The organism is Psychromonas sp. KJ10-5 (genome assembly GCF_055808325.1).
The window spans coordinates 346,960-367,413 of sequence record NZ_CM147864.1 but is presented as its reverse complement, the minus strand read 5'-3'; the positions used below and the strand labels follow the sequence as shown (position 1 = coordinate 367,413).

Here is a 20,454-nt window from a genome sequence, read left to right as displayed (position 1 = left end):
AAGCGCAGTGTAAGCTGTCCGGCGCCGTAGGCGCGAAGTTGATTGATTTGTTAGGTGTTTCCACTCTTCGCTTTCTCATTTCGCTTGTCGATTCCCTGAAGCTTACCCTCTGGCAACGAGCCATACATCGCTTCAACCTGCTTAGGGTGGGTAATCATTTGCTCCGTTATTAGATTGACAACATTGAATAATTGAAGGGCTATATCTCGGTTGTCATCAAGATCTATTTCACCGGGATGAACAGATTCATTGCCGATTACCCGAACAACATCCAATGCCTTTTGAACGAGTGGATTCAAGCCTTTTGCTACAAGGCTTGCTATATCTTTATCGATGTTCTTTCCGCTTTCCCCCAACTCTTTGCAGAGATGCTGGATACATAGTCGAAGAATTGCTGCAGCGCCACGAGGAGAAGAGCCTACAATTTCTCTAGCCTCTTCAAATAGCTTTTTAATGTGAGCAGGTAGATCTTGATTTGGTTGTATATCTACTTTAGATGCCGGGTAAATAATCTGATCATGACACCATACCGAGATCTCTTTGCAGTTATAGCAACGAGAGATATACAAATTCATTAGTAAAGCTCGGGAGTAACACGAGTTTTCTTGAGATTCGATAAATGGTTTACCTGCAACCATTTTGTCCACCCACTCAATTAAACGGGCCTTCATCTCTTTATCTATCTCACGATCGTTCTCAAATCTTTCTTTGAGACTGGAGTCAGGAATATTTGGAGTTCGACTATCTTCTCGATATGACTCTGCATAAAGTTGGCTCCAATGCTGCGTGGTGTAAGCATTGCAATGAGGACAACTAAAGGCTGTCTTCGAAATTGCTGGAACCGTATCTGTACTTTGACTCATCTGAGATCCTTGTTTTACACCTAACAGTATATTATCCATAATTCACGATAGTAACGGATTATGAAATAAAAAATGATAAAATAATAATAATTAAATCATTGCCAGTCAAAGCTTTATAATAAAATATGTGGTTTTATTTTAAACATTAAATTTGTAGAAACTAAGCATTGCGTCATACTCAGCTCTCTTGCGCTGAGTATGACGCAATGCTTAAAACATTAAAGTTTATAAATCAATAAACTATAAAAAAATCCGTGTAGAAAGCGAGCAATTAAATGCTCACTTTCTACACAAAAAATTGCATTTTTATATAAACCCCACTATAACTGTATAAACAAACAGTTGTGGTGAGGTGTTTTTATGATTATCAAATTCCCTTTTTTACAATCTCTTCGAGATGTAATTCGAACAAAACGATATGGCCTACAAATAGAGAAAAGTTATTGATATTGGGTAAAGTTTTTTATTACTTTTAATAATAAAAGGCATCCTAAAGAAATGGGCGCAGCGGAAATAAATCATTTCTTGACCCATTTAACGGTAAATAGAGGCGTTAGTGCTGCAACACAAAATCAAGCGTTATGCGCTTTAGTGTTCATGTACAAACATATTTTGTCACAAACTTAATTAAATATTCCTGCTTTCTGAGGCCAGGAAAGCTTTACCCTTTGTCACAAACTTAATTAACAATCATCATCTTTAATTTAAATTTAGGTGCTTTGATTATTTATAAAGCTAATTTATTTTGGTTCAATCGTCACTAGGTATTGTTTTACCGATATAAATGAGGCAATTAACCCCAATAAAGCACCTATAATCAATAGCATAATAGACTCATTAAAGGTTAATGAGATGATGTCAAACTTAGCTTTGTACAAGCCAGTTAAATTTTCCACCCCTGACTCTAACCAAATCACCATAATCAAAGAGAATAACCACGCAATAACACCACCTAAAAAACCATACCATGCACCAATATAAAGGTAAGGTAACTGTATAAAGCGATTTGTTGCTCCGACTAGTTTTAACACCTCTATCTCAGCGCGCTGGTTTAAAATATTAAGACGAATGGTATTACTCACAATCAACAATACTGACAGTAATAATAAGGTCGCAATGGCGATAACAATATCTACAACTAAGTAAAAAATAGCCTGCAGTTTCTCAATCCAATCGATATCGACACGTACTAAATCTATATCTTGTTCTCGTTCTAAATTAGCCACCAGCAGTTTACTGCCTGCAGGGTTCATTGCCGACTCAACAGGAACTACGATTAATACTGCTGGTAACGGGTTTTCATCTAAATAATTAAGTGCCTTAGAAAAGCCAGACATCTCTTTAAATTCTTGTAAGGCTTGATGACGAGAAACATAAGTCACTGTTTCAATATTTTCATAGAGACCTAGCTTATTAATCAAAACTTGTATTTGCTCTTCAGATAAGTCTTTTTTCAAAAAAAGACTAATTTCTGATGCGCTTTCCCACTGCCCACCAACACGATCAACATTTTTATAAACAACATGAAAAACGGTAGGTAATGACAATGCTAAACCTAAGACTAAAATAGTCATCAAAGTCGCAAATGGGGTATTCCACAACTCCATAAAGTTATGTACTAATTGATGTATATGCTGACTGATAGTGGCTTTCACACGTCCAAAAAATGAGACTTTATTAATTTTAGGAGAGCCTGATAATTTTCTTTTGCTTGCGCCCAAACTGTTACTCATATCAATCCCTTAATAAACCGTCATTAATCATATGACCTTCGCGTAAGGTCAAGGTGCGATAACGCATCTTAGCAATAAGCCCTAAATCATGGGTGGCAATCAACACTGACATTCCAAATTTATTCAACGATTCAAATAACGTTAAAATTTCTAAGGACAATTTAGGGTCTAAATTACCTGTTGGTTCATCTGCCAGTAATAATGGCGGTTGATTAATAATGGCACGTGCAATGCCTACACGCTGTTGCTCACCACCAGATAAGTTAATTGGAAAAGCATCTTCTTTTCCTAATAAACCGACTTTCTCTAAAGCAGCTAAACTACGGCGTTTAATTTCAAAGCGGCTATACCCTTCAATTAATAAAGGTAAGCCAACATTGTCTAATACAGTTCTATTCATTAGTAGACGATGATCTTGAAAAATCATACCAATATGGCGACGTAAATAAGGAATATCATTACCTTTAATATGACTAATATCGTTACCGTTTAACACAATACGTCCCGTTGTTGGACGCTCCATTAAACTTACCAACTTCAATAATGTACTTTTACCTGAGCCAGAGTGACCAGTCAAAAATGCCATTTCACCTTGCTTTAAATGAAAGTTGACGGAATTTAATGCGATATGGTCATCACTATAAATTTTGCTGACTTCTTCAAATAATATCATCGTCTATTTTTACCTTGTTATGATTCTTCTTCTTTAGAGAAAAGTGCATCAATAAACTCTTTAGCATTAAACTCTCTTAAATCATCAATACCTTCACCTACCCCTATATAGCGAATAGGTAGTTTAAATTGATCGGCAATAGAGAAGATAATTCCGCCTTTGGCTGTACCATCTAACTTGGTAAAGGTAACGCCGGTTAATCCTACTGCTTCGTTAAATAATTTAACTTGGCTAATGGCATTTTGTCCGGTACCGGCATCAATAGTTAACATGATTTCGTGAGGTGCAGTTTCATCTTTTTTACGCATGATACGCACTACTTTTGCTAACTCAGTCATTAGATGGTCTTTGTTTTGCAAACGCCCTGCGGTATCAGCAATTAAGACATCAACACCACGTGCTTGTGCCGCATCCATCGCATCAAATAAAACCGATGCGCTGTCTGCACCGGTTTGTTGAGCGATAACAGGGATATCATTACGTTCGCCCCACACTTGTAATTGTTCTACTGCTGCGGCACGGAATGTATCACCCGCAGCAAGCATCACTGATTTCCCTTCGCTTTGATATTTCTTAGCTAACTTACCAATAGTGGTTGTTTTACCAACACCATTTACCCCTACCATTAAAATAACGTAAGGTTTCTTAGTAGCATCAATCACTAAAGGTTGTTCAACTTCATTAAGGATATCTGATAGGTCTTTTTTCAACAGGTCATACAATACTTCAGCATCTTTTAACTGTTTTCTATTTGCATGCTCAGTTAGGTTATTAATAATGCGTAACGTCGTTTCTACACCGATATCCGCAACAATCAACTGCTCTTCTAACTCTTCAAAAAGGTCATCATCGATCTTTTTACCTTTGAATAAAGATAATAACCCGCTGCCTATGCTTAAACGAGTTTTCTTTAGCCCTTGAGCAAAGCGAGCAAAAAAACCTAACTTTTTATCTTCTTCTACTTCAACTATTTCAGTAACTGTTTCAACTTCTTGGCTTTCTTGTGCTTCTTCCGCCACATCTTGCTCAACCTGTTGCCGAGCTAATTCAGCATTACGTTGGGCTTCTTGATAAGCCTGACGAGCCTTCTCTGCTTGCTCTTTTTGTGCTTGCTCTGCTGCTAACCTAGCTTCAGTTGCAAGACGTTCCTGCTCGGCTTTCTCAGCTGCTAACTTAGCTTGTAATTCAGCCTCTGCTGCAAGACGTTCTTGCTCAGCTTTCTCGGCTGCTAACTTAGCTTGTAATTCAGCCTCTGCTGCAAGACGTTCTTGCTCGGCTTTCTCGGCTGCTAACTTAGCTTGTAATTCAGCCTCGGCTGCAAGACGTTCTTGCTCGGCTTTCTCTGCTGCTAACTTAGCTTGTAATTCAGCCTCGGCTGCAAGACGTTCTTGCTCGGCTTTCTCGGCTGCTAACTTAGCTTGTGATTCAGCCTCTGCTGCAAGGCGTTCTTGCTCGGCTTTCTCGGCTGCTAACTTAGCTTGATGCTCAGCTTCAGCCTGTATTGTTTCTCTTTCAGCTGCCTCTGCAGCTAGTTTGGCTTGCTGCTCAGCATCTGCAGCAACTCTTTCCTGTTCAGCTAGTTCGGCTTGTTGATCCGCTTCCGCTGCTTTTTGTTGAGCTAATACTTCTGACTGTATTTCTTGCTCTGTTTTCTTGGCTGGTTTTTTAGAAAACCATGAAAACAACCCTTTCTTTTTAGACATTAATTAAAAACCTTACTAACAAGCTGATTACCCTGCTAAAATAGCGAGCATACTGAATTGCTATATTAACACTATTGCTTCCCGGACTAAAAATAATATGCGTAAAAATCAACGAGCTTCAAGCCAAGAAAAAGGCAAAAAGCCCAACTCCGATGGATTTATCCGATTAATATCAGGCCAGTGGCGTGGAAAGAAGCTACCTGTAAAAGATAAACAAGGGTTAAGACCTACAACCGATCGCACTAAAGAAACCCTTTTTAATTGGCTAATGCATGATATTCGCGAAGCAAATTGTCTGGACTGCTTCAGTGGTAGCGGCAGTTTAGGCTTTGAAGCCTTATCTCGATACTGTCAATTCTGTACTTTTTTAGAGCTAGATAAACAAGTTGCTACTCAACTACAAAATAATATTTCAACATTAAAAGCACAAAATGCCGAAGTAATACAAGGCGATTCTTTAGGTTATTTGGCACAAGCAGCTAAACGACAATATGACGTTGTGTTTATTGACCCACCTTTTAATCTTGGGTTAGCTCAACCTTGTATCCAGCAATTGGAAGAGCAAGGTTATTTAGCTAATAACAGCCTGATCTATGTAGAAGTAGAAAGCACCTTAACTAATTTAGAGTTTCCTGCTAACTGGACACAACTAAAAGAAAAAAGTGCCGGGCAAGTACGCTATCAATTATTTAAGAGAGAAAGTTAATGGCTTATTTTATTCCCTTTGCAAAAGGATTAATGTTGATTATTTGGGGGCTACTACTGACTAATTTGGTATTCCCTTTCCCAGGTAAAGCCGCCATGGCTTTTTACTTTTTATTAGCCTTTGTAGTGATCATGCACGCAATCCAATTATTGGTGATTTATGGGGCTTTTGCCGAAAAATTAAAACTAACCAAAAAAGAAGGTGTTGAGATATTCTTTTTTGGTGTGTTCAAAATGTGGCAACTAAAAGATCGGCTGATCTAATTTTTTGATAAACATACCTTAAAACAAAAAAGGATGAACATGAGTCCATCCTTAACTATCTAAATAATGTGGTTGGCAAGTTTTACTGGCCCCACTCGATGATACCATCAACCTTCTTACCATCTTCACTTACCACTAACCATTTAATATGCTTTTCACGCATTAACTCTTCCGCTTCAGTTAAACGCGCCGAAGCAGAGATCAAGCGTGGCGTGGCATTCATTAAGTGTGATGCTTGACTATCGACAATGCTTTCACCAGAAATCAAGAAGCGACGAACGTCACCATCGGTGATCACACCTTGTAAATTGTCACCGTCTAATACTAACGCTAAACCCGTACGGGTTTCAGTCATCACCATTAATACATCAGTCACTGAGGTTTGTGCACTGACAATCGGTAGATTATCACTGCGCATTTCATCACGCACAAAAGTCAGTAATCGCTTACCTAAGCTGCCGCCAGGGTGAAAGCGCGCAAAATCCATTGGGCTGAAGTCTTTTTCTAAAGTGAGTGTATTAGCCAGTGCATCACCTATCACTAAGGTTAATGTCGTAGACGTACTAGGTGCTAAGTTATTTGGGCATGTTTCTTTTTCAACACTAGCATCTAATACCACGTCTGAATGTTTTGCTAATGTTGAATCTTTGCCACCAGTAATAGAGATGATTTTATTACCAAAGTGTTGTAATGATGGGATAATTTTTAATAATTCATCTGTTTCGCCACTGTAAGAGATAAGTAATAATACGTCATCTTTAGTCACCATGCCTAGGTCACCATGAAATGCTTCACCTGGGTGCATAAAGAATGAAGGTGTCCCAACAGATGCTAATGTGGCCGCAATTTTAGTGCCGATATGTCCAGACTTACCCATACCACATACAATCACACGACCTTGGCAGTTTTTCATCAATGCTAAAGCTTGTAAGTAAGCTTCACCGACTTGATTACTATGATCCGTAATCGCAGCACTTTGTACTTCAAAAACGGTTTTAACTTCTTTTAATAGTTGAGATTCTGGCAATGAAAAGCGAGACATGAAGCTTCCTTTATATGAGAGGAAAGGTAATACCAATCACATTAATTCAGTGATCAGTCTAATAAACGAGGAAATTGGTCGGTATGAGAAGATTTGAACTTCTGACCCCTGACACCCCATGACAGTGCGCTACCAAGCTGCGCTACATACCGATGCTGCGTAATTCTAATTATTTAGTGAAAAGTTGCAACAAAAAAGTCATCTGTTTGTTATGTCACTAACAGCACGAAGTTGATTATTAGCTAAAAAAATACCCGCACAAAGCGGGTATTTTCAATGGATTAAATCGCTTAATTAGTGATTATAGGCAATCAAACTCTACTAATGTATCCACATCAGCTTCGTAATCAACACCATCAACACCAAAACCAAATAGTTGTAAAAACTCATCTTTGTAATCTTGGTAATCAGTTAATTCAAACAGATTTTCTGTGGTGATTTGTGGCCATAATTCTGCACAAGCTTGTTGTACTTCATCACGTAACTCCCAATCATCAAGACGAAGGCGACGTGCTTCATCAGTGGTTGGTGCAGTACCATCAGCTTTGAACAGTTGTGTTGTGAATAGACGGTGAATCTGTTCCATACAACCTTCATGTAAACCTTTCTCTTTCATGATTCTAAATACCATTGATAGGTATAAAGGCATAACAGGAATCGCAGCACTTGCTTGCGTAACAACACTCTTCTGTACTGATACGTAAGCTTCACCACCTAAAGAATCAAGTTGTGCTTGGATAGCAGTAGAAGCACGATCTAAATCGATTTTTGCTTTACCTAATGCGCCATCCCAGTAGATTGGCCAAGTAATTTCAGTTCCGATGTAAGAGTAAGCCACAGTTTTTACACCTTCAGCTAGTACACCAGCATCTGCTAATGCATTCATCCAAAGTTCCCAATCTTGTCCACCCATTACGGTAACAGTATTAGCAATTTCTTCTTCTGTTGCAGGCTCTACAGATGCTTCGATGATCGTATCTTTATTAGTATCGATAGCCGTTGATGTGTAAGTCTCACCGATAGGTTTTAGGCTTGAACGTACTACTTCACCTGTATCAGGTAATTTACGAACTGGCGCTGCAACTGAGTAGATAACCGCATCAATTTGACCTAAGTCAGCTTTGATTGTATCGATAACTAGTTGTTTAGTTTCGTTAGAGAATGCATCACCGTTAACGCTTTTAGCGTATAGGCCATCTGCCTTTGCTTGCTTATCAAAAGCAGCACTGTTGTACCAACCAGCAGAACCAGGTTTACGATCAGTTGCAGGTTTTTCAAAGAAAACACCAATCGTTGATGCGTCACTGCCGTATGCCGCAGCGATACGTGATGACATGCCGTAACCAGCAGAAGAACCAATCACTAATACACGTTTAGGGCCTTTTTCAATTTTGCCTTGCTCTTTAGTGTATTCAATTTGTGCTTGAATGTTTTTTTCACAACCCGTTGGGTGTGTAGTCGTACAAATAAAGCCACGAATCTTTGGTTTAATGATCATATTATTTCGCTCTTATGGTATTAGAAACCTTCAATCATAGACTCGTTTTATCAATAAACGAGGTATTTAATCAAAGGCGTAAGTAAAATTATCGCTAATATACCTGTTCTCTTAGCAAATGCCAAAAAACAAGGAAACAAGTTAATGATTTAGCCTTTAAACAAGTGTTTTAGGTAAGCAAACGGCTGGTTTATGGCCATTGACCCCCATTGCTTGCTTAATAAATTGTTTTTTTAATGGCGAAATAGTATCGGCTATTAACAAGGCAGCATCTCTTAGTACTTTTTTGACTGGGTTATCACCGTCGAACAATTGTTTTAATAACTCCATTGAAGCAATCATTTCAGTGGCTTCCGTCTTACGCCAACGTTCAAAGTGACGCAAGTTTTGGTACAAGCCAATATCATTGCCTTGCTCAACCTGCTTGAGGATCTCCTCAGCTAAACAAGCTGCATCGAGTAAACCAAGGTTAACGCCCTGCCCGGCTAAAGGATGGATTGTATGTGCTGCATCTCCAATCAAAGCCACCCGGTGTTTAGCAAAATCACGTGCATAACGCATGGTTAAAGGAATACTATGGCGCTTGCCTTGCACTTCACACAAACCTAAACGGTTATCAAAGGTACGCGCTAAGACTTGATTGAAAGCTTGATCATCTAAGGCCATCAATAAACTAGCTTGCTCAGGAGGTAATGACCACACTATCGAACTAGTTTGTTGGTCATATAAAGGCAAAAAAGCTAATGGGCCTTGTGCGGTAAAAATCTGTCGTGCACAGGCTTGATGAGGTTCTCCAGTTTTAATCGTTGCGACAATCGCATTGTGTTGGTAATCCCATTGCGTTAATGGGATATTTAATTGCTGACGTACCCAGGAATTAGCACCATCAGCAGCCACCACTAATTTAGAGGTGAGTTGTTTACCACTTTCTAAGGTTAACCAAGCTTCGCCGTCACCAATCGCCATATTCTGCAAAACATCAGGACAAAAAAAGCTAACATTGGCTTGTTTTTGTACGCTCGCTAACAAAGCTTGTTGCAGGTTGGTATTCTCCACAATATATCCCAAGTCTGACTGATTGACCTGTTTTGCATCAAAAGCAATTTTACCAAAGCTATCTTTTTCCCAGACTTGCATCTGATCATAAGGCGTAACACGTTGAGCATTTAATTGTGACCAGACATCTAAATTATCAAACAAGGTTTTACTCGCATAACTCAAAGCACTGACACGATTTTCTGGCTCTGCAGCCAATGCAACCGGCTGCTTAGATTCAATAATCGCAATCGATAATGTGCTATTTGCTAAACAGCGGGCTAGCGTTAAGCCAACCATTCCGCCACCGACAATAGTGACATCATAGGATTGCATCATGATAATTTCTCTCTGTTAAACAAATCAAACTGTCCTTTAGACTGTTCAATAATAGGCGCGGATAAAAATGGGAAAAGGTTCATTGCTTTTAAACCAATGTTGCGAGGAATACTTAACAATGGATAATGGTTACTAAAAATACGCACCAAACTATCAGTCATCCAAATTGTACTGTGGTGATCTTTTTCACGACATTGCCAATAATCATTTAGCATGGAAAACGACCCGATATCATCAGAGTCTGCAATAACAGTGGCAAGTACAAACAGATCTCTTAATCCTAAATTAAATCCCTGCCCAGCCACTGGATGCAAACTATGTGCAGCATTACCAATGCACACAGTCCTGTGAGCAATAGGCTTAGTGGTTTTTAAGAGATTTAAAGGATAAATATCACGTTGACCTGTTTGTTCAAATAAGCCTGCACGATAACCAAATTTTTTCTGTAATTGTGCTAAAAATTCACTGTCAGATAAATGAGCTATCTGCTCCGCTTGTTGTTTTTCAACGCAATACACTAAAGAAAAACGGTTATCGGTTAATGGTAATAAAGCGATTGGTCCACTTTTGGTAAAACGCTCATAGGCAATATTTTGATGGGGTTTATGGCAACGCACATTACAGATAATAGCACTACGCTGATAGTCAGATAAGCTACTGCTAATACCCGCTAAAGTGCGTACTTGGCTATGACTTCCATCAGCACCTACACATAATTTAGCGGTCACTGTTTCACCATTATTCAATACGCATTGAATAGCATCTTGTTGTTGTGACAAATTGTCTAATTTAACTTGGTAGCGTGTGGTTAATGAGGCAAAGGAGGCGAGTTCACGAGAAAGTACTCTACCTACATGTCGTAACTCAACCACATAACCGAAAGCATCTCCCTGTAAATTAGGGGATAACTCCGCACCGCCAAAGTAACCTTTATCCGACACTTGAATATTCTCAATCGCTTGTGCATGGGCTTTAATATCAGTCCATAACGACAAACTATCTAAGATGTCCACTGAACCAGCATTTAATGCAATACAACGTGCATCAAAGCTAGGGTTATGGCCTGCTTCATTGTTTGGCGAGGATGGTAAACGCTGTGCATTTTCATCCAGTAACAATACTTTCAACAACGGGTTTTGCGTTAACAGGGTTAACGCTAATAATGCACCTGACATACCAGCGCCAACAATCACTACATCGTAAAGAATAGCCTCTTGTTGTTGCTCTATTAGGTCGCTTTGTTGGGATAATTTAGCCATTCATTAACGCTTCAATTGCTTCAATTTCTTTAGGTACAGCAGCAGTTAAAATCTCACATCCAGTCTCTGTCACAATCACATCATCTTCGATACGGACACCAATTCCTTTCCAACGCGCTTCTACGTCTGCATCTTGGCTGATATATAAACCGGGTTCGATAGTGATAGCCATGCCGGCTTGCAATGCACGAGGAGATTGAATCGTTCCCGTATCACCAACATCATGCACATCTAACCCAAGTGGATGTCCTAAACCATGCATATAAAAGGCTTTGTAAGCTTGCTCTTCAATTAAGTCTGTTAACTCGCCTTTTAATAGGCCTAATGTTAATAGACCTTCAGTCATTTTAGTCACAACTTGTTGGTTGATCTCTAACACACTGATCCCAGGTTTCACTAGTTCAAGCGCTAATAATTGGCAATCTAACACTAACTGATAAATAATGGCTTGCTCTTCAGTGAAGCGGCCATTAACAGGGAAAGTACGTGTAATATCACCAGCATAACCTTGATATTCAGCACCGGCATCAATCAAGACTAGATCACCATCTTGTAATACTTGATCATTTTCCGTGTAATGTAGAATACAAGCATTATTACCACCAGCGACAATGCTGTTATAAGCCACATCTCGGGTGCCTTGACGTGCAAACTCGTATTCCACTTCTAATTGCAGTTGAAACTCAAACATACCAGGTTTGCACTGTTGCATTGCACGTACATGACCTAATGCTGATATTTCACCGGCCTTACGCATTATCGCTTGCTCGGCTTCACTTTTAAATAGGCGCATTTCATGTAGAGTAGGTCGCCAATCTAAAAATTGATGAGTACTAATTAAACCGCTGCGGGAGCGGCTACGTAACCCGTTGAGTACATTTTGTAAGGACAGATCTAAGGCAAGACCGCTCAAGGTGGGGTAATATAAAGTATCAATACCCTCTAGCAATTCACTTAACTTGGTTTCAAAATCATCAATAACAAAAGCGTGATCGACGTCCAGCGTTTTAATCGCTTCCGTTTGTCCTAATCGATAACCATGCCAAATTTCAGCGTTTTTATCTTTTTTACGATTAAACAAAACCGTGGTTAATTGGTTATTTTGTTTAATTAATAATAAACATGCATCTGGTTCATTGAACCCACATAGGTAATAAAAATCACTGTTTTGACGAAAACGAAACTCAGTGTCATTACTACGGGTTAACTCTTGATTAGCAGGGAAAATAGCCATGCTGTTGTCTAGCATACTATGGGCAAATAGTTGACGGCGCTTGGTAAATTCAGTCATAGGCTCTCTAATTAATGCAGTGTGTTAGAAACGGGTGATGATGTCTGACGAGAAAAAGTATTAAAACATAACATCGCACTCACTCGAAGGTACTCAACAATTTCAGTAAATGCAATTTCAGACTCTTCATCTTCTTGTTCAAAATCAAGAGATAGCTGAGAAATATCTCGAATATCACGGATCACTTCTTGTACATCTTCAGAGGCTTGATTTAAAGATTGCTGAACCATACCAAAACCCACTAAAAAACCTTGAGCCCATTGCGCCATTGCTTCTGCGCGCTCATCTAAAGGTTTATCATCTTTCGGTAAAAGCAGGTGAAAACCTAAGCCATCATCTGTACATTGTTTCACTACGTCCGCATATATTTCTGCGATCAGTTTTTTTAAAGAAGAAGATAGCGCCATGCCTTCATTCACCACGTCATTAAACAATGGTTGCCAGCTTTTATTATCCAATGCGATCCCTCCACAAACAAAGCCAGACAACACCCCATGGGTCTCCGCTGCATTAGTGAATAGCTCAGCCTCTTCAAGGGCTTGCGAAATTTTATCAAAACTTGGTAATACAGCAGAATTCATAGCGACACTCATAATAAACGAAATATAGTTAACTTATTCTATCATCCACGAGATCTCGTCGCCAGTAAGTACTTGAAACTTGATAGCTAGGTCGATATAGTTCGCGCACAATACAACATTTTTTTTAGGGAAACAGAATACTCCCTTATTTACTCAATCTAACGGGGGCATTATGGCACATCTTGATATCACTATTTTAGGCCAACAGTATAAAATCGGCTGCCCTGACGGTGAGCAAGACAACCTGTTAGGGACGGTTGCTCAAGTTGATGAGCATCTTAAAGAGATGAAAAGCAATACGAGACATCTGCGTAATGAACAATTGGTTGTGATGGCAGCATTAAATTATCGCCATCAACTCAATACTATCAAAGCAGAAATGCAAGCTCAAACAGACCAATTGAATAATCGCATTCAACAATTACAAGATGCGATTAATGGCGCATTGGATACCCGCTCAACAACAGAAAAATAATTCAGCTCAGATTTAATCACTGCTTTATTGATTTAGATTTTTTGTCCCCTTTCTAAAAAACATACCGACACCACTTAAATAAAACAATTAGCGGTTTCGGTATTTATAACAATTCCCTCTCGATTTCGCTTAATTTTCTTATACAGCTCAACACAAAATGCCAAAAGAAAGACAAAGAATTGAAACATAAACCATTTTCCTGAATATACTTTTCAAGCAAAGTTTGTACACAAAATAACACCATTCATTCGCATGGTAATTATTATGTGTAAAAAAACATCAAGCAGTCACAAACTTCCCATTTTTTCTTAAAAACCCTTTAAAAAGCGAATTAAAGTAGGTACAGTTTATTTAACCCTCGGGTACCCGTTAATCTTGACTAAGTCCCTGAGCCGATAAGTATTACCCTGGTGAATTAGGTTGATTACTATTGTGTAAACTCGGCTAGTATCGAGAAACCTGCGGTAAGCACTGATACACCACCTTGACCTTCGGGTTCAAGGTCACAGTCAACAGCGGTACCCTTGGGTTAACTCACTTTCAGATGATTTCTTCATTGTTCTTATTGCAGTGATTAAGTCATTACAATTCAGTAAAAACACTTCTAAATAAATTCCCAACATCATTGCTTTTATTGAGCCTATTTGGTTGTGCGTATTACTATATATTTGATAAAGTATTTGCCCCTAGCACACTAACATCACAACTTATTGGTGACGGTCATTATTACTTCACAGCGCAACCAAATTCGACAAACTGTACGCCAAGCACGACAAGCGTTAAGCGAAGAACAACAAGTATTAGCCTCTGCTAATTTATTAACTCGTTTGATTAATCACCCTAGAATCATGCAAGCAAAGCATGTTTCCGTAACCTTAGCTTACGATGGTGAAATAGACTTAAGCTTGTTCATTGAATGGTGTTGGCAGCAAGGTAAACAGGTGTATTTACCCATGGTGCACCCAACACTAAAGGGGCATTTATTCTTTTTGGAGTATCAAGCAAATACCGAAATGATCATCAACCGCTATGGCATCAAAGAACCCAAGCTAGCCACTCTCTTTAACAACTCGCCTGAGCAGTTATCTAATCTTGCTGAACACCCTGAAATTTTTCCTGCTGATAAGTTAGATATTGTCTTCACTCCCTTAGTCGCTTTTGATACACAGGGCAACCGTATTGGAATGGGTGGAGGCTATTATGATCGCTTACTTACACCTTGGTTCACTAATCGCTCAGGACCTTATCCAATTGGGCTAGCGCACGACTGTCAATGTGTTACACAACTGCCTATTGAAGCTTGGGATGTACCTTTACCGGAAATAATCACACCACAGCAACATTTGTATTTTTCAGACAAATAATAATACCCACATTTATTTTAATATTTTTCACAAATTTAGCTTAAATTAACAGCGTAATTAAGGGTATAATCGCGCCACTTTCAAGACTCACTCTCACTGAACAGGATTAAAAGTCATGACGCAAGACGACAAGAAAAAAGCAGCAGCTTATGCAGCCCTAGAATATGTAGAAAAAGACACCATTGTAGGTGTTGGTACAGGTTCAACGGTTAATCATTTTATTGATGCATTAGCAACAATCAAAAATAACATTGTTGGTGCAGTATCCAGTTCAGAAGCGTCCACTGAAAAATTAAAAGGCTTTGGCATTGAAGTGTTCGACCTAAATGAAGTGTCAGAGTTGAGCATCTATGTTGATGGTGCAGATGAAATTAATCCATACAACCACATGATTAAAGGTGGCGGTGCAGCATTAACACGTGAAAAAATCGTATCTGCCGTTGCTGATAAATTTATCTGTATTGTCGATGACACTAAAAACGTCGATATCCTTGGCGACTTCCCATTACCAGTTGAAGTGATTCCAATGGCGCGTAGCTACGTTGCTCGTGAATTAGTTAAATTAGGTGGAGACCCAGTTTACCGTGAAGGTGTTGTGACAGATAACGGCAATGTCATTTTAGATGTATATAATCTTAAAATTGCAGAGCCATTAACCTTAGAAAACAAAATCAACTCAATCGTGGGTGTAGTCACTAATGGCTTGTTCGCAAACCGCGCGGCTGACGTTGTACTTGTTGGTACAGATAGCGGTGTTAACACCTTAAAATAAATGCAAGTTTGACTCTCAACTCGATTCAATATGATGAGAGTCAATCCAGCGTAATACAACAATCGTCAGTAATAAGTTGTTTCATTTTATCATATAAGAAACAGCACTCCCAGATTCACAATGACGACTATTTTTGCTATTTTACGCGCACTAAAATTATTCGCAAAATTGTCCATTCACCTTTAAATAAGGCCCAAGGAAATACAATGACTAAGTATTCACTCAATAAAGATAAAATTAAAGTTCTTCTACTAGAAGGTCTACACCCTAGCTCAGTGGCAACATTCACTGATGCGGGTTACACCAACATTGAAAGTATTAAAACTTCATTAAGTGAAGAAGATTTAATTGAAAAGATTAAAGATGTGCATTTCATCGGTATTCGTTCGCGCTCTAACTTAAATGCAAAAGTATTAGCAGCAGCTGAAAAATTAGTGGCTATCGGTTGTTTCTGTATCGGTACTAACCAAGTGGACTTAGACGCAGCACAAGCAAAAGGTATTGCTGTATTTAACGCGCCTTTCTCTAACACACGTAGTGTTGCTGAATTAGTATTAGGTCAAGCATTACTATTATTACGTGGTGTTCCAGAGCGTAACGCAAAAGCACACCGTGGTGAATGGGATAAGTCTGCAACTGCATCATACGAAGCACGTGGTAAAAATCTAGGTATTATCGGTTACGGTCATATCGGTACACAGTTTGGTATCCTTGCTGAAGGTTTAGGCTTTAATGTTTCTTTCTATGACATTGAAAACAAATTAACACTAGGTAACGCAACACAAGTTGCTAGTATGCAAGAATTACTGGCTAAATCAGACGTAGTTAGCTTACATGTACCAGAAGTTGATTCAACGAAAAACATGATGGGCGCGAAAGAGTTTGCACAAATGAAAGATGGTGCCATCTTCATGAATGCTGCGCGTGGTACTGTTGTTGATATACCAGCACTTTGTGATGCATTACGCAGCAAGAAATTAGCGGGTGCTGCGGTTGATGTTTTCCCAACTGAGCCAAAATCAAATACAGAAGAGTTTGAATCTCCACTACGTGAATTTGATAACGTGATCCTAACGCCTCATGTTGGTGGCAGCACGCAAGAAGCTCAAGAAAATATCGGTTATGAAGTAGCAGGTAAACTCGTTAAGTACTCTGATAACGGATCTACGCTATCTTCTAAGAACTTCCCTGAAGTGTCTTTACCAGTACACAAAAATGCAAGTCGTCTATTACATATTCACCGTAACCAACCAGGTATCTTAACTAAGATCAACTTGGCGTTTGCTGATAACGATATCAACATTGCAGCTCAATACTTACAAACTAATGAAAACATTGGTTACGTAGTTATTGATGTAAACAGTGAAGATGCTGATACAGCATTAGACAAACTAAAAGAAATTGAAGGTACAATCCGCGCTCGTTTATTAAACTAAGCGTCGAATATTCTTCTAGAAAGGGACTCACTGAGTCCCTTTTTGTATAAGCAATAAACTTAACGAGCAATCACGTTTTAAATAAATACTCCCCACTCTAGTTCCCCCCAAACACTACCACCGTTATACCTATTACTTCTGATCTCTGTATAACTTAAAAATTAATTTAGCCTCAGGTAAATCACCACAATTAAAGTATTTTTTACAGAATACTGCTCATTATTGATAAATATCACCAAAGTGGTAATTAGTGATAGAGTGCGCCTCATTCTGGTCTATAATTTTTGTAGCTGAATTCAATACCTAAAATTAGGAAATATAAATGTCCATAAAGTTAACCATCAAAACAAAGCTTGTGATAACACTATGCGCACCGTTATTAATTATGGCTGCATTTTTTATCTACTCCTCTATCGAGACAGAGAATTACGTACTTGATAAAGAAAAAGAAAATGTTCAAGTCCAACTTGCAGAAGTGCTCAACGATAACCTTAAAGGTCAAATAGATACAATTACTTATGCCATCACTGACTTTTATAACGATTCTAAAATTGAGAACATTAAAAAAGGTTTAGCTGCAGAGATGTCTGAATTTAGATCCACTTTTGATAATATTTATCAAAATAGCAACTCTAAAGCAGAAGCAGAGACAAGTATTTATAATTTTATAAATCAATACCGTTGGAGTAATGGTCGTTATTTATTTGCTTATAATGCTTCTTCTTATATCGCAAAAGCTTATGGTAGTAATTTAAAAAACATAGGCAACAATGACTACAATAAAGTCAGTGGCGATGGTAAATATTATGTGCGGGATATTGTAAAAGCCGCTAAAGACAATGAGATAGGGTTCAGTGAGTATGCCTTTACCAACCCAACAACAGATACTCAAGAAGATAAAATAACCGCTTCTTTTTATTTCGAGCCGTTAAACCTTGTTATTGCCAGCGGAGAGTATATCAGCACTTTACGAGCACATAATATTGAAGCGGCTTTACACGCCGTAACCATTGCTAAATATGGAAAAAATGGATATTTTTGGATTCAAGATAAAAATGGAAAAATAATTGCTCACCCTAAAAAATCAATCATAGGTACAGCGACTGACAGTACCAAATCAATTGCAGATAACATTAACGGCAAAACCGAAGCATTGGTGAAAGTTGTTTATGAAAACCCAACCACAAAACAACATGAAAACAAAATCACCTACTCTCGTAATATCTTCCCAGATTGGGGATGGACCATTGTTACAGGTGTATATGAAAACGATATTATTGAAGTTCAAAATAGCTTAACAGAAGTCACTGAGAAAATATTCGATGAGCAAGTAACATCAATGATAACGACTGCAAGTGTGTTAATCCTCTTATCATTTGTGATAGTTATTTGGATCATCACTGCGATTATGAAAAATTTACGTATATTAAAAGATCGTATTGATACGTTATCCACTGGTGAAGCAGACTTGACATCACGTATAACTATTGTCAATAACGATGAATTAAGTGATATCAGCCGCTCTGTAAATAACTTTATTATTTATCTACAATCTATGATGCTTGATATATCCCAAGCGTCTTCCAATATCACAACAACAACTGAACAATTGAATGAGCAGTCAATAAAGTCAAACAACGCGTTACTCACTCATGCAAGTGAAACAGAGCAAGTGGTAAGCGCTATTACAGAAATGAGTAGTACGTCTGAGAGTGTTGCACAAAATGCAGCAGATACATCAACCAATACACAAAAAGCTAATGATGAAGCCATACTATCAAAACAAATTGTAACAGAGGCTTCAAATAGTGTTATTGCATTAGTTGACGAGGTGGACTCGGCTTCAGCAAGTATTAATACAATGAGTAACAACACCCAAGAAATAATTAAAGCATTAAGTGTAATTGGTGAAATAGCAGATCAAACTAACCTGTTAGCCTTAAATGCAGCAATAGAAGCAGCAAGAGCAGGAGAACAAGGACGAGGTTTTGCTGTCGTAGCTGATGAAGTACGCTCATTAGCAGCACGTACACAAACTAGCACAGGTGAAATCAACCAAATACTTGCAACACTCAGCAATGATGCTGAAAATGCAGTGGCGGCGATGGATGTGACTAGAAATAGCTGTCAACGAACTGCAGAGAATACAGCGCGTGTCACAGAGAGCTTAGATAACATGACTAATTTCATAATTCATATCAATGACTTGAGTACTCAAATAGCAACAGCATCAGAGCAACAAAGTGTTGTTACAGAAGAAGTAAGTTGTAACATGACAACTATCAATGAAATGGTGCAACAACTGAAAATGAATGGTGAAGAAACACTAGATAGCACTGAAAAACTAGCTTCAGCGAACAATCAACTGGATTTGTTAGTTAAGAAATTTAAATTACAATAAACAAAAACTATCAATAAGCTAGCGAGGCACCTTAATAATAGGGGCCTCATTACTACAGCCCCTTACTTTTAACCTCTTCTAAGATAAAATCTCGAAATACCTGATTTGCTCGAGACAAATAGCTGTCTTTTCGCCATGCCAAGCTAAGGTCAATACAGAAAGGCTCTACAAAAGGGCGAGTAATAATTTCATCATCATCTTGAATTGCAACTTTCCACATTGGAGAGATCGCATAGCCTTTACGGATAATGGACTTAATTAAGGGTAGCAGGTTACTGGTAAAAGCGATCTGTGGGCTAGCTTTCTCTTTTTGACTGATCCTTTCAATTAATGAGTGATGATAATAACCTTTACCAAACAGTATTAATTCATGCTTTAAAAAGTCAGCATATTCAATTTTTTCAAACTCAGCTAAAGGGTGATCAGCCGCCATACACACAACCATCTCTTCACGCATCAGTTTACCAGTTGCAAACTCTGGGGGTAAATCATGGTCCGCAACAACCCCTAACTCTAACTCCCCTTCTAACAAGCGTTTACGAATATTACGTGTTCCTGTATCAATAATATTCAAACCTAATGCGGGGTATTGATGTTTAAAGGCCATCAGTAAAGGAGGTAAAAAGTAAGACCCTAACATAGGTGGAACACCAATCTCAGCCTCACCTTGATCTAACCCTTCTATCGCTTGCATCGCTAACTTAGCATCATTAGCTTGCTGCAATATTTGTTTAGCATGCTGTAAGAACTTTTCCCCAGCTTCAGTTAAGGCCACACCACGATCACGTCTATGTAATAAAGGCATATTTAACTCATTTTCGAGTTTTTTAATGCTGGCACTAATCGCCGGCTGCGCCAAAAAAAGGTGACGAGCAGCTGCAGAAATACTCCCCGTTTCCACGATCGCAACAAAGTGTTGTAGTTGTCTAAATTCCACTTTTTTACCCTTATAAATTGATCTAAACACCCATAAATTATATCTATGGATAACATAAAAACAACAGAATTTATTTATTTAAA

At 38.5% G+C, this 20,454-nt stretch carries 18 protein-coding genes, 1 tRNA gene, 1 other RNA gene and 1 pseudogene; 9 read left to right on the top strand and 12 right to left on the bottom strand.

What is annotated here, in order from left to right; all coding sequences use genetic code 11:
• Nucleotides 1-50: 50 nt before the first annotated feature.
• A complete protein-coding gene (locus AC0L3W_RS01815; RefSeq protein WP_409439811.1) occupies nucleotides 51-863 on the bottom strand; it encodes a DUF4145 domain-containing protein in 813 nt (270 codons plus the stop codon).
• A 459-nt stretch (nucleotides 864-1,322) separates the two neighbouring features.
• Here AC0L3W_RS01815 and AC0L3W_RS01810 point away from each other — a divergent pair.
• Nucleotides 1,323-1,490, top strand: a pseudogene (locus tag AC0L3W_RS01810) (site-specific integrase); the annotation flags it as partial.
• 113 nt (nucleotides 1,491-1,603) lie between these two features.
• Here AC0L3W_RS01810 and ftsX read toward each other — a convergent pair.
• The 3 genes from ftsX to ftsY are packed head-to-tail and all read right to left on the bottom strand — an operon-like array spanning nucleotide 1,604 to nucleotide 4,972.
• Nucleotides 1,604-2,596, bottom strand: coding sequence for a permease-like cell division protein FtsX (gene ftsX, locus AC0L3W_RS01805; protein ID WP_409439813.1), 993 nt, complete (start codon nucleotides 2,594-2,596; stop codon nucleotides 1,604-1,606).
• A gap of 1 nt (nucleotide 2,597) precedes the next feature.
• Nucleotides 2,598-3,269 carry a cell division ATP-binding protein FtsE gene (ftsE, locus tag AC0L3W_RS01800; RefSeq protein WP_290038759.1) on the bottom strand — a complete coding sequence of 224 codons (672 nt, stop codon included), beginning with the start codon at nucleotides 3,267-3,269 and terminating at the stop codon, nucleotides 2,598-2,600.
• Between the two features lie 17 nt (nucleotides 3,270-3,286).
• On the bottom strand, nucleotides 3,287-4,972 hold the full coding sequence (gene ftsY, locus AC0L3W_RS01795; RefSeq protein ID WP_409439814.1) for a signal recognition particle-docking protein FtsY: 1,686 nt from the start codon (nucleotides 4,970-4,972) through the stop codon (nucleotides 3,287-3,289).
• A 97-nt stretch (nucleotides 4,973-5,069) separates the two neighbouring features.
• On the opposite strand from ftsY, the gene rsmD reads away from it, so the two are divergent.
• Together rsmD and AC0L3W_RS01785 are read left to right on the top strand one after the other, a co-directional pair.
• Nucleotides 5,070-5,678, top strand: coding sequence for a 16S rRNA (guanine(966)-N(2))-methyltransferase RsmD (gene rsmD, locus AC0L3W_RS01790; RefSeq protein ID WP_409439815.1), 609 nt, complete (start codon nucleotides 5,070-5,072; stop codon nucleotides 5,676-5,678).
• Entirely contained in the window at nucleotides 5,678-5,941 is a 264-nt protein-coding gene (locus AC0L3W_RS01785) for a DUF1145 domain-containing protein (RefSeq protein WP_290038762.1), read from the top strand. Before rsmD ends, AC0L3W_RS01785 begins: the two co-directional genes overlap by 1 nt.
• A gap of 82 nt (nucleotides 5,942-6,023) precedes the next feature.
• Here AC0L3W_RS01785 and AC0L3W_RS01780 read toward each other — a convergent pair whose 3' ends face one another.
• The 7 genes from AC0L3W_RS01780 to AC0L3W_RS01750 form a co-directional block, all read right to left on the bottom strand.
• The gene (locus AC0L3W_RS01780; RefSeq protein ID WP_409439816.1) at nucleotides 6,024-6,983 is read right to left on the bottom strand and encodes a KpsF/GutQ family sugar-phosphate isomerase; all 960 of its coding nucleotides are present in this window, start codon (nucleotides 6,981-6,983) and stop codon (nucleotides 6,024-6,026) included.
• 75 nt (nucleotides 6,984-7,058) lie between these two features.
• Nucleotides 7,059-7,135, bottom strand: a tRNA-Pro gene (locus tag AC0L3W_RS01775).
• A 149-nt stretch (nucleotides 7,136-7,284) separates the two neighbouring features.
• On the bottom strand, nucleotides 7,285-8,481 hold the full coding sequence (fabV, locus tag AC0L3W_RS01770) for an enoyl-ACP reductase FabV (RefSeq protein WP_290038764.1): 1,197 nt from the start codon (nucleotides 8,479-8,481) through the stop codon (nucleotides 7,285-7,287).
• 156 nt (nucleotides 8,482-8,637) lie between these two features.
• On the bottom strand, nucleotides 8,638-9,855 hold the full coding sequence (locus tag AC0L3W_RS01765; RefSeq protein WP_409439817.1) for an FAD-dependent monooxygenase: 1,218 nt from the start codon (nucleotides 9,853-9,855) through the stop codon (nucleotides 8,638-8,640).
• Complete coding sequence (ubiH, locus tag AC0L3W_RS01760; protein WP_409439818.1) at nucleotides 9,852-11,114, bottom strand: 2-octaprenyl-6-methoxyphenyl hydroxylase; 1,263 nt, start codon at nucleotides 11,112-11,114, stop codon at nucleotides 9,852-9,854. Before ubiH ends, AC0L3W_RS01765 begins: the two co-directional genes overlap by 4 nt.
• The gene (pepP, locus tag AC0L3W_RS01755) at nucleotides 11,107-12,405 is read right to left on the bottom strand and encodes a Xaa-Pro aminopeptidase (RefSeq protein WP_290038767.1); all 1,299 of its coding nucleotides are present in this window, start codon (nucleotides 12,403-12,405) and stop codon (nucleotides 11,107-11,109) included. Before pepP ends, ubiH begins: the two co-directional genes overlap by 8 nt.
• Before the next feature lie 11 nt (nucleotides 12,406-12,416).
• Nucleotides 12,417-12,986, bottom strand: a complete 570-nt coding sequence (locus tag AC0L3W_RS01750; protein WP_290038768.1) for a UPF0149 family protein — start codon at nucleotides 12,984-12,986, stop codon at nucleotides 12,417-12,419.
• Between the two features lie 172 nt (nucleotides 12,987-13,158).
• Here AC0L3W_RS01750 and AC0L3W_RS01745 point away from each other — a divergent pair, with 172 nt between their 5' ends.
• The 6 genes from AC0L3W_RS01745 (at nucleotide 13,159) to AC0L3W_RS01720 (ending at nucleotide 19,434) form a co-directional block, all read left to right on the top strand.
• Nucleotides 13,159-13,461, top strand: a complete 303-nt coding sequence (locus AC0L3W_RS01745; protein WP_290038769.1) for a cell division protein ZapA — start codon at nucleotides 13,159-13,161, stop codon at nucleotides 13,459-13,461.
• 351 nt (nucleotides 13,462-13,812) lie between these two features.
• A non-coding RNA gene (gene ssrS, locus AC0L3W_RS01740) (6S RNA) lies at nucleotides 13,813-13,996 on the top strand.
• Nucleotides 13,997-14,174: 178 nt separating this feature from the next.
• Nucleotides 14,175-14,825, top strand: coding sequence for a 5-formyltetrahydrofolate cyclo-ligase (locus AC0L3W_RS01735; RefSeq protein ID WP_290038770.1), 651 nt, complete (start codon nucleotides 14,175-14,177; stop codon nucleotides 14,823-14,825).
• 115 nt (nucleotides 14,826-14,940) lie between these two features.
• Entirely contained in the window at nucleotides 14,941-15,597 is a 657-nt protein-coding gene (gene rpiA, locus AC0L3W_RS01730) for a ribose-5-phosphate isomerase RpiA (RefSeq protein ID WP_290038771.1), read from the top strand.
• A gap of 206 nt (nucleotides 15,598-15,803) precedes the next feature.
• Nucleotides 15,804-17,033 (top strand): phosphoglycerate dehydrogenase, encoded by a 1,230-nt coding sequence (gene serA, locus AC0L3W_RS01725; protein WP_290038772.1) that lies wholly within the window; start codon nucleotides 15,804-15,806, stop codon nucleotides 17,031-17,033.
• 322 nt (nucleotides 17,034-17,355) lie between these two features.
• A complete protein-coding gene (locus AC0L3W_RS01720) occupies nucleotides 17,356-19,434 on the top strand; it encodes a methyl-accepting chemotaxis protein (protein WP_354669215.1) in 2,079 nt (692 codons plus the stop codon).
• A 52-nt stretch (nucleotides 19,435-19,486) separates the two neighbouring features.
• Here AC0L3W_RS01720 and AC0L3W_RS01715 read toward each other — a convergent pair whose 3' ends face one another.
• Entirely contained in the window at nucleotides 19,487-20,371 is an 885-nt protein-coding gene (locus tag AC0L3W_RS01715) for a LysR family transcriptional regulator (protein WP_290038773.1), read from the bottom strand.
• Between the last annotated feature and the right edge of the window lie 83 nt (nucleotides 20,372-20,454).

Excerpts from the sequence above, each read along its gene's own strand:
- AC0L3W_RS01815 (WP_409439811.1), bottom strand. The coding sequence starts at position 863 with ATGAGTCAAAGTACAGATACGGTTCCAGCAATTTCGAAGACAGCCTTT.
- ftsX (WP_409439813.1), bottom strand. The coding sequence starts at position 2,596 with ATGAGTAACAGTTTGGGCGCAAGCAAAAGAAAATTATCAGGCTCTCCT.
- ftsE (WP_290038759.1), bottom strand. The coding sequence starts at position 3,269 with ATGATATTATTTGAAGAAGTCAGCAAAATTTATAGTGATGACCATATC.
- ftsY (WP_409439814.1), bottom strand. The coding sequence starts at position 4,972 with ATGTCTAAAAAGAAAGGGTTGTTTTCATGGTTTTCTAAAAAACCAGCC.
- rsmD (WP_409439815.1), top strand. The coding sequence starts at position 5,070 with ATGCGTAAAAATCAACGAGCTTCAAGCCAAGAAAAAGGCAAAAAGCCC.
- AC0L3W_RS01785 (WP_290038762.1), top strand. The coding sequence starts at position 5,678 with ATGGCTTATTTTATTCCCTTTGCAAAAGGATTAATGTTGATTATTTGG.
- AC0L3W_RS01780 (WP_409439816.1), bottom strand. The coding sequence starts at position 6,983 with ATGTCTCGCTTTTCATTGCCAGAATCTCAACTATTAAAAGAAGTTAAA.
- fabV (WP_290038764.1), bottom strand. The coding sequence starts at position 8,481 with ATGATCATTAAACCAAAGATTCGTGGCTTTATTTGTACGACTACACAC.
- AC0L3W_RS01765 (WP_409439817.1), bottom strand. The coding sequence starts at position 9,855 with ATGATGCAATCCTATGATGTCACTATTGTCGGTGGCGGAATGGTTGGC.
- ubiH (WP_409439818.1), bottom strand. The coding sequence starts at position 11,114 with ATGGCTAAATTATCCCAACAAAGCGACCTAATAGAGCAACAACAAGAG.
- pepP (WP_290038767.1), bottom strand. The coding sequence starts at position 12,405 with ATGACTGAATTTACCAAGCGCCGTCAACTATTTGCCCATAGTATGCTA.
- AC0L3W_RS01750 (WP_290038768.1), bottom strand. The coding sequence starts at position 12,986 with ATGAATTCTGCTGTATTACCAAGTTTTGATAAAATTTCGCAAGCCCTT.
- AC0L3W_RS01745 (WP_290038769.1), top strand. The coding sequence starts at position 13,159 with ATGGCACATCTTGATATCACTATTTTAGGCCAACAGTATAAAATCGGC.
- rpiA (WP_290038771.1), top strand. The coding sequence starts at position 14,941 with ATGACGCAAGACGACAAGAAAAAAGCAGCAGCTTATGCAGCCCTAGAA.
- serA (WP_290038772.1), top strand. The coding sequence starts at position 15,804 with ATGACTAAGTATTCACTCAATAAAGATAAAATTAAAGTTCTTCTACTA.
- AC0L3W_RS01720 (WP_354669215.1), top strand. The coding sequence starts at position 17,356 with ATGTCCATAAAGTTAACCATCAAAACAAAGCTTGTGATAACACTATGC.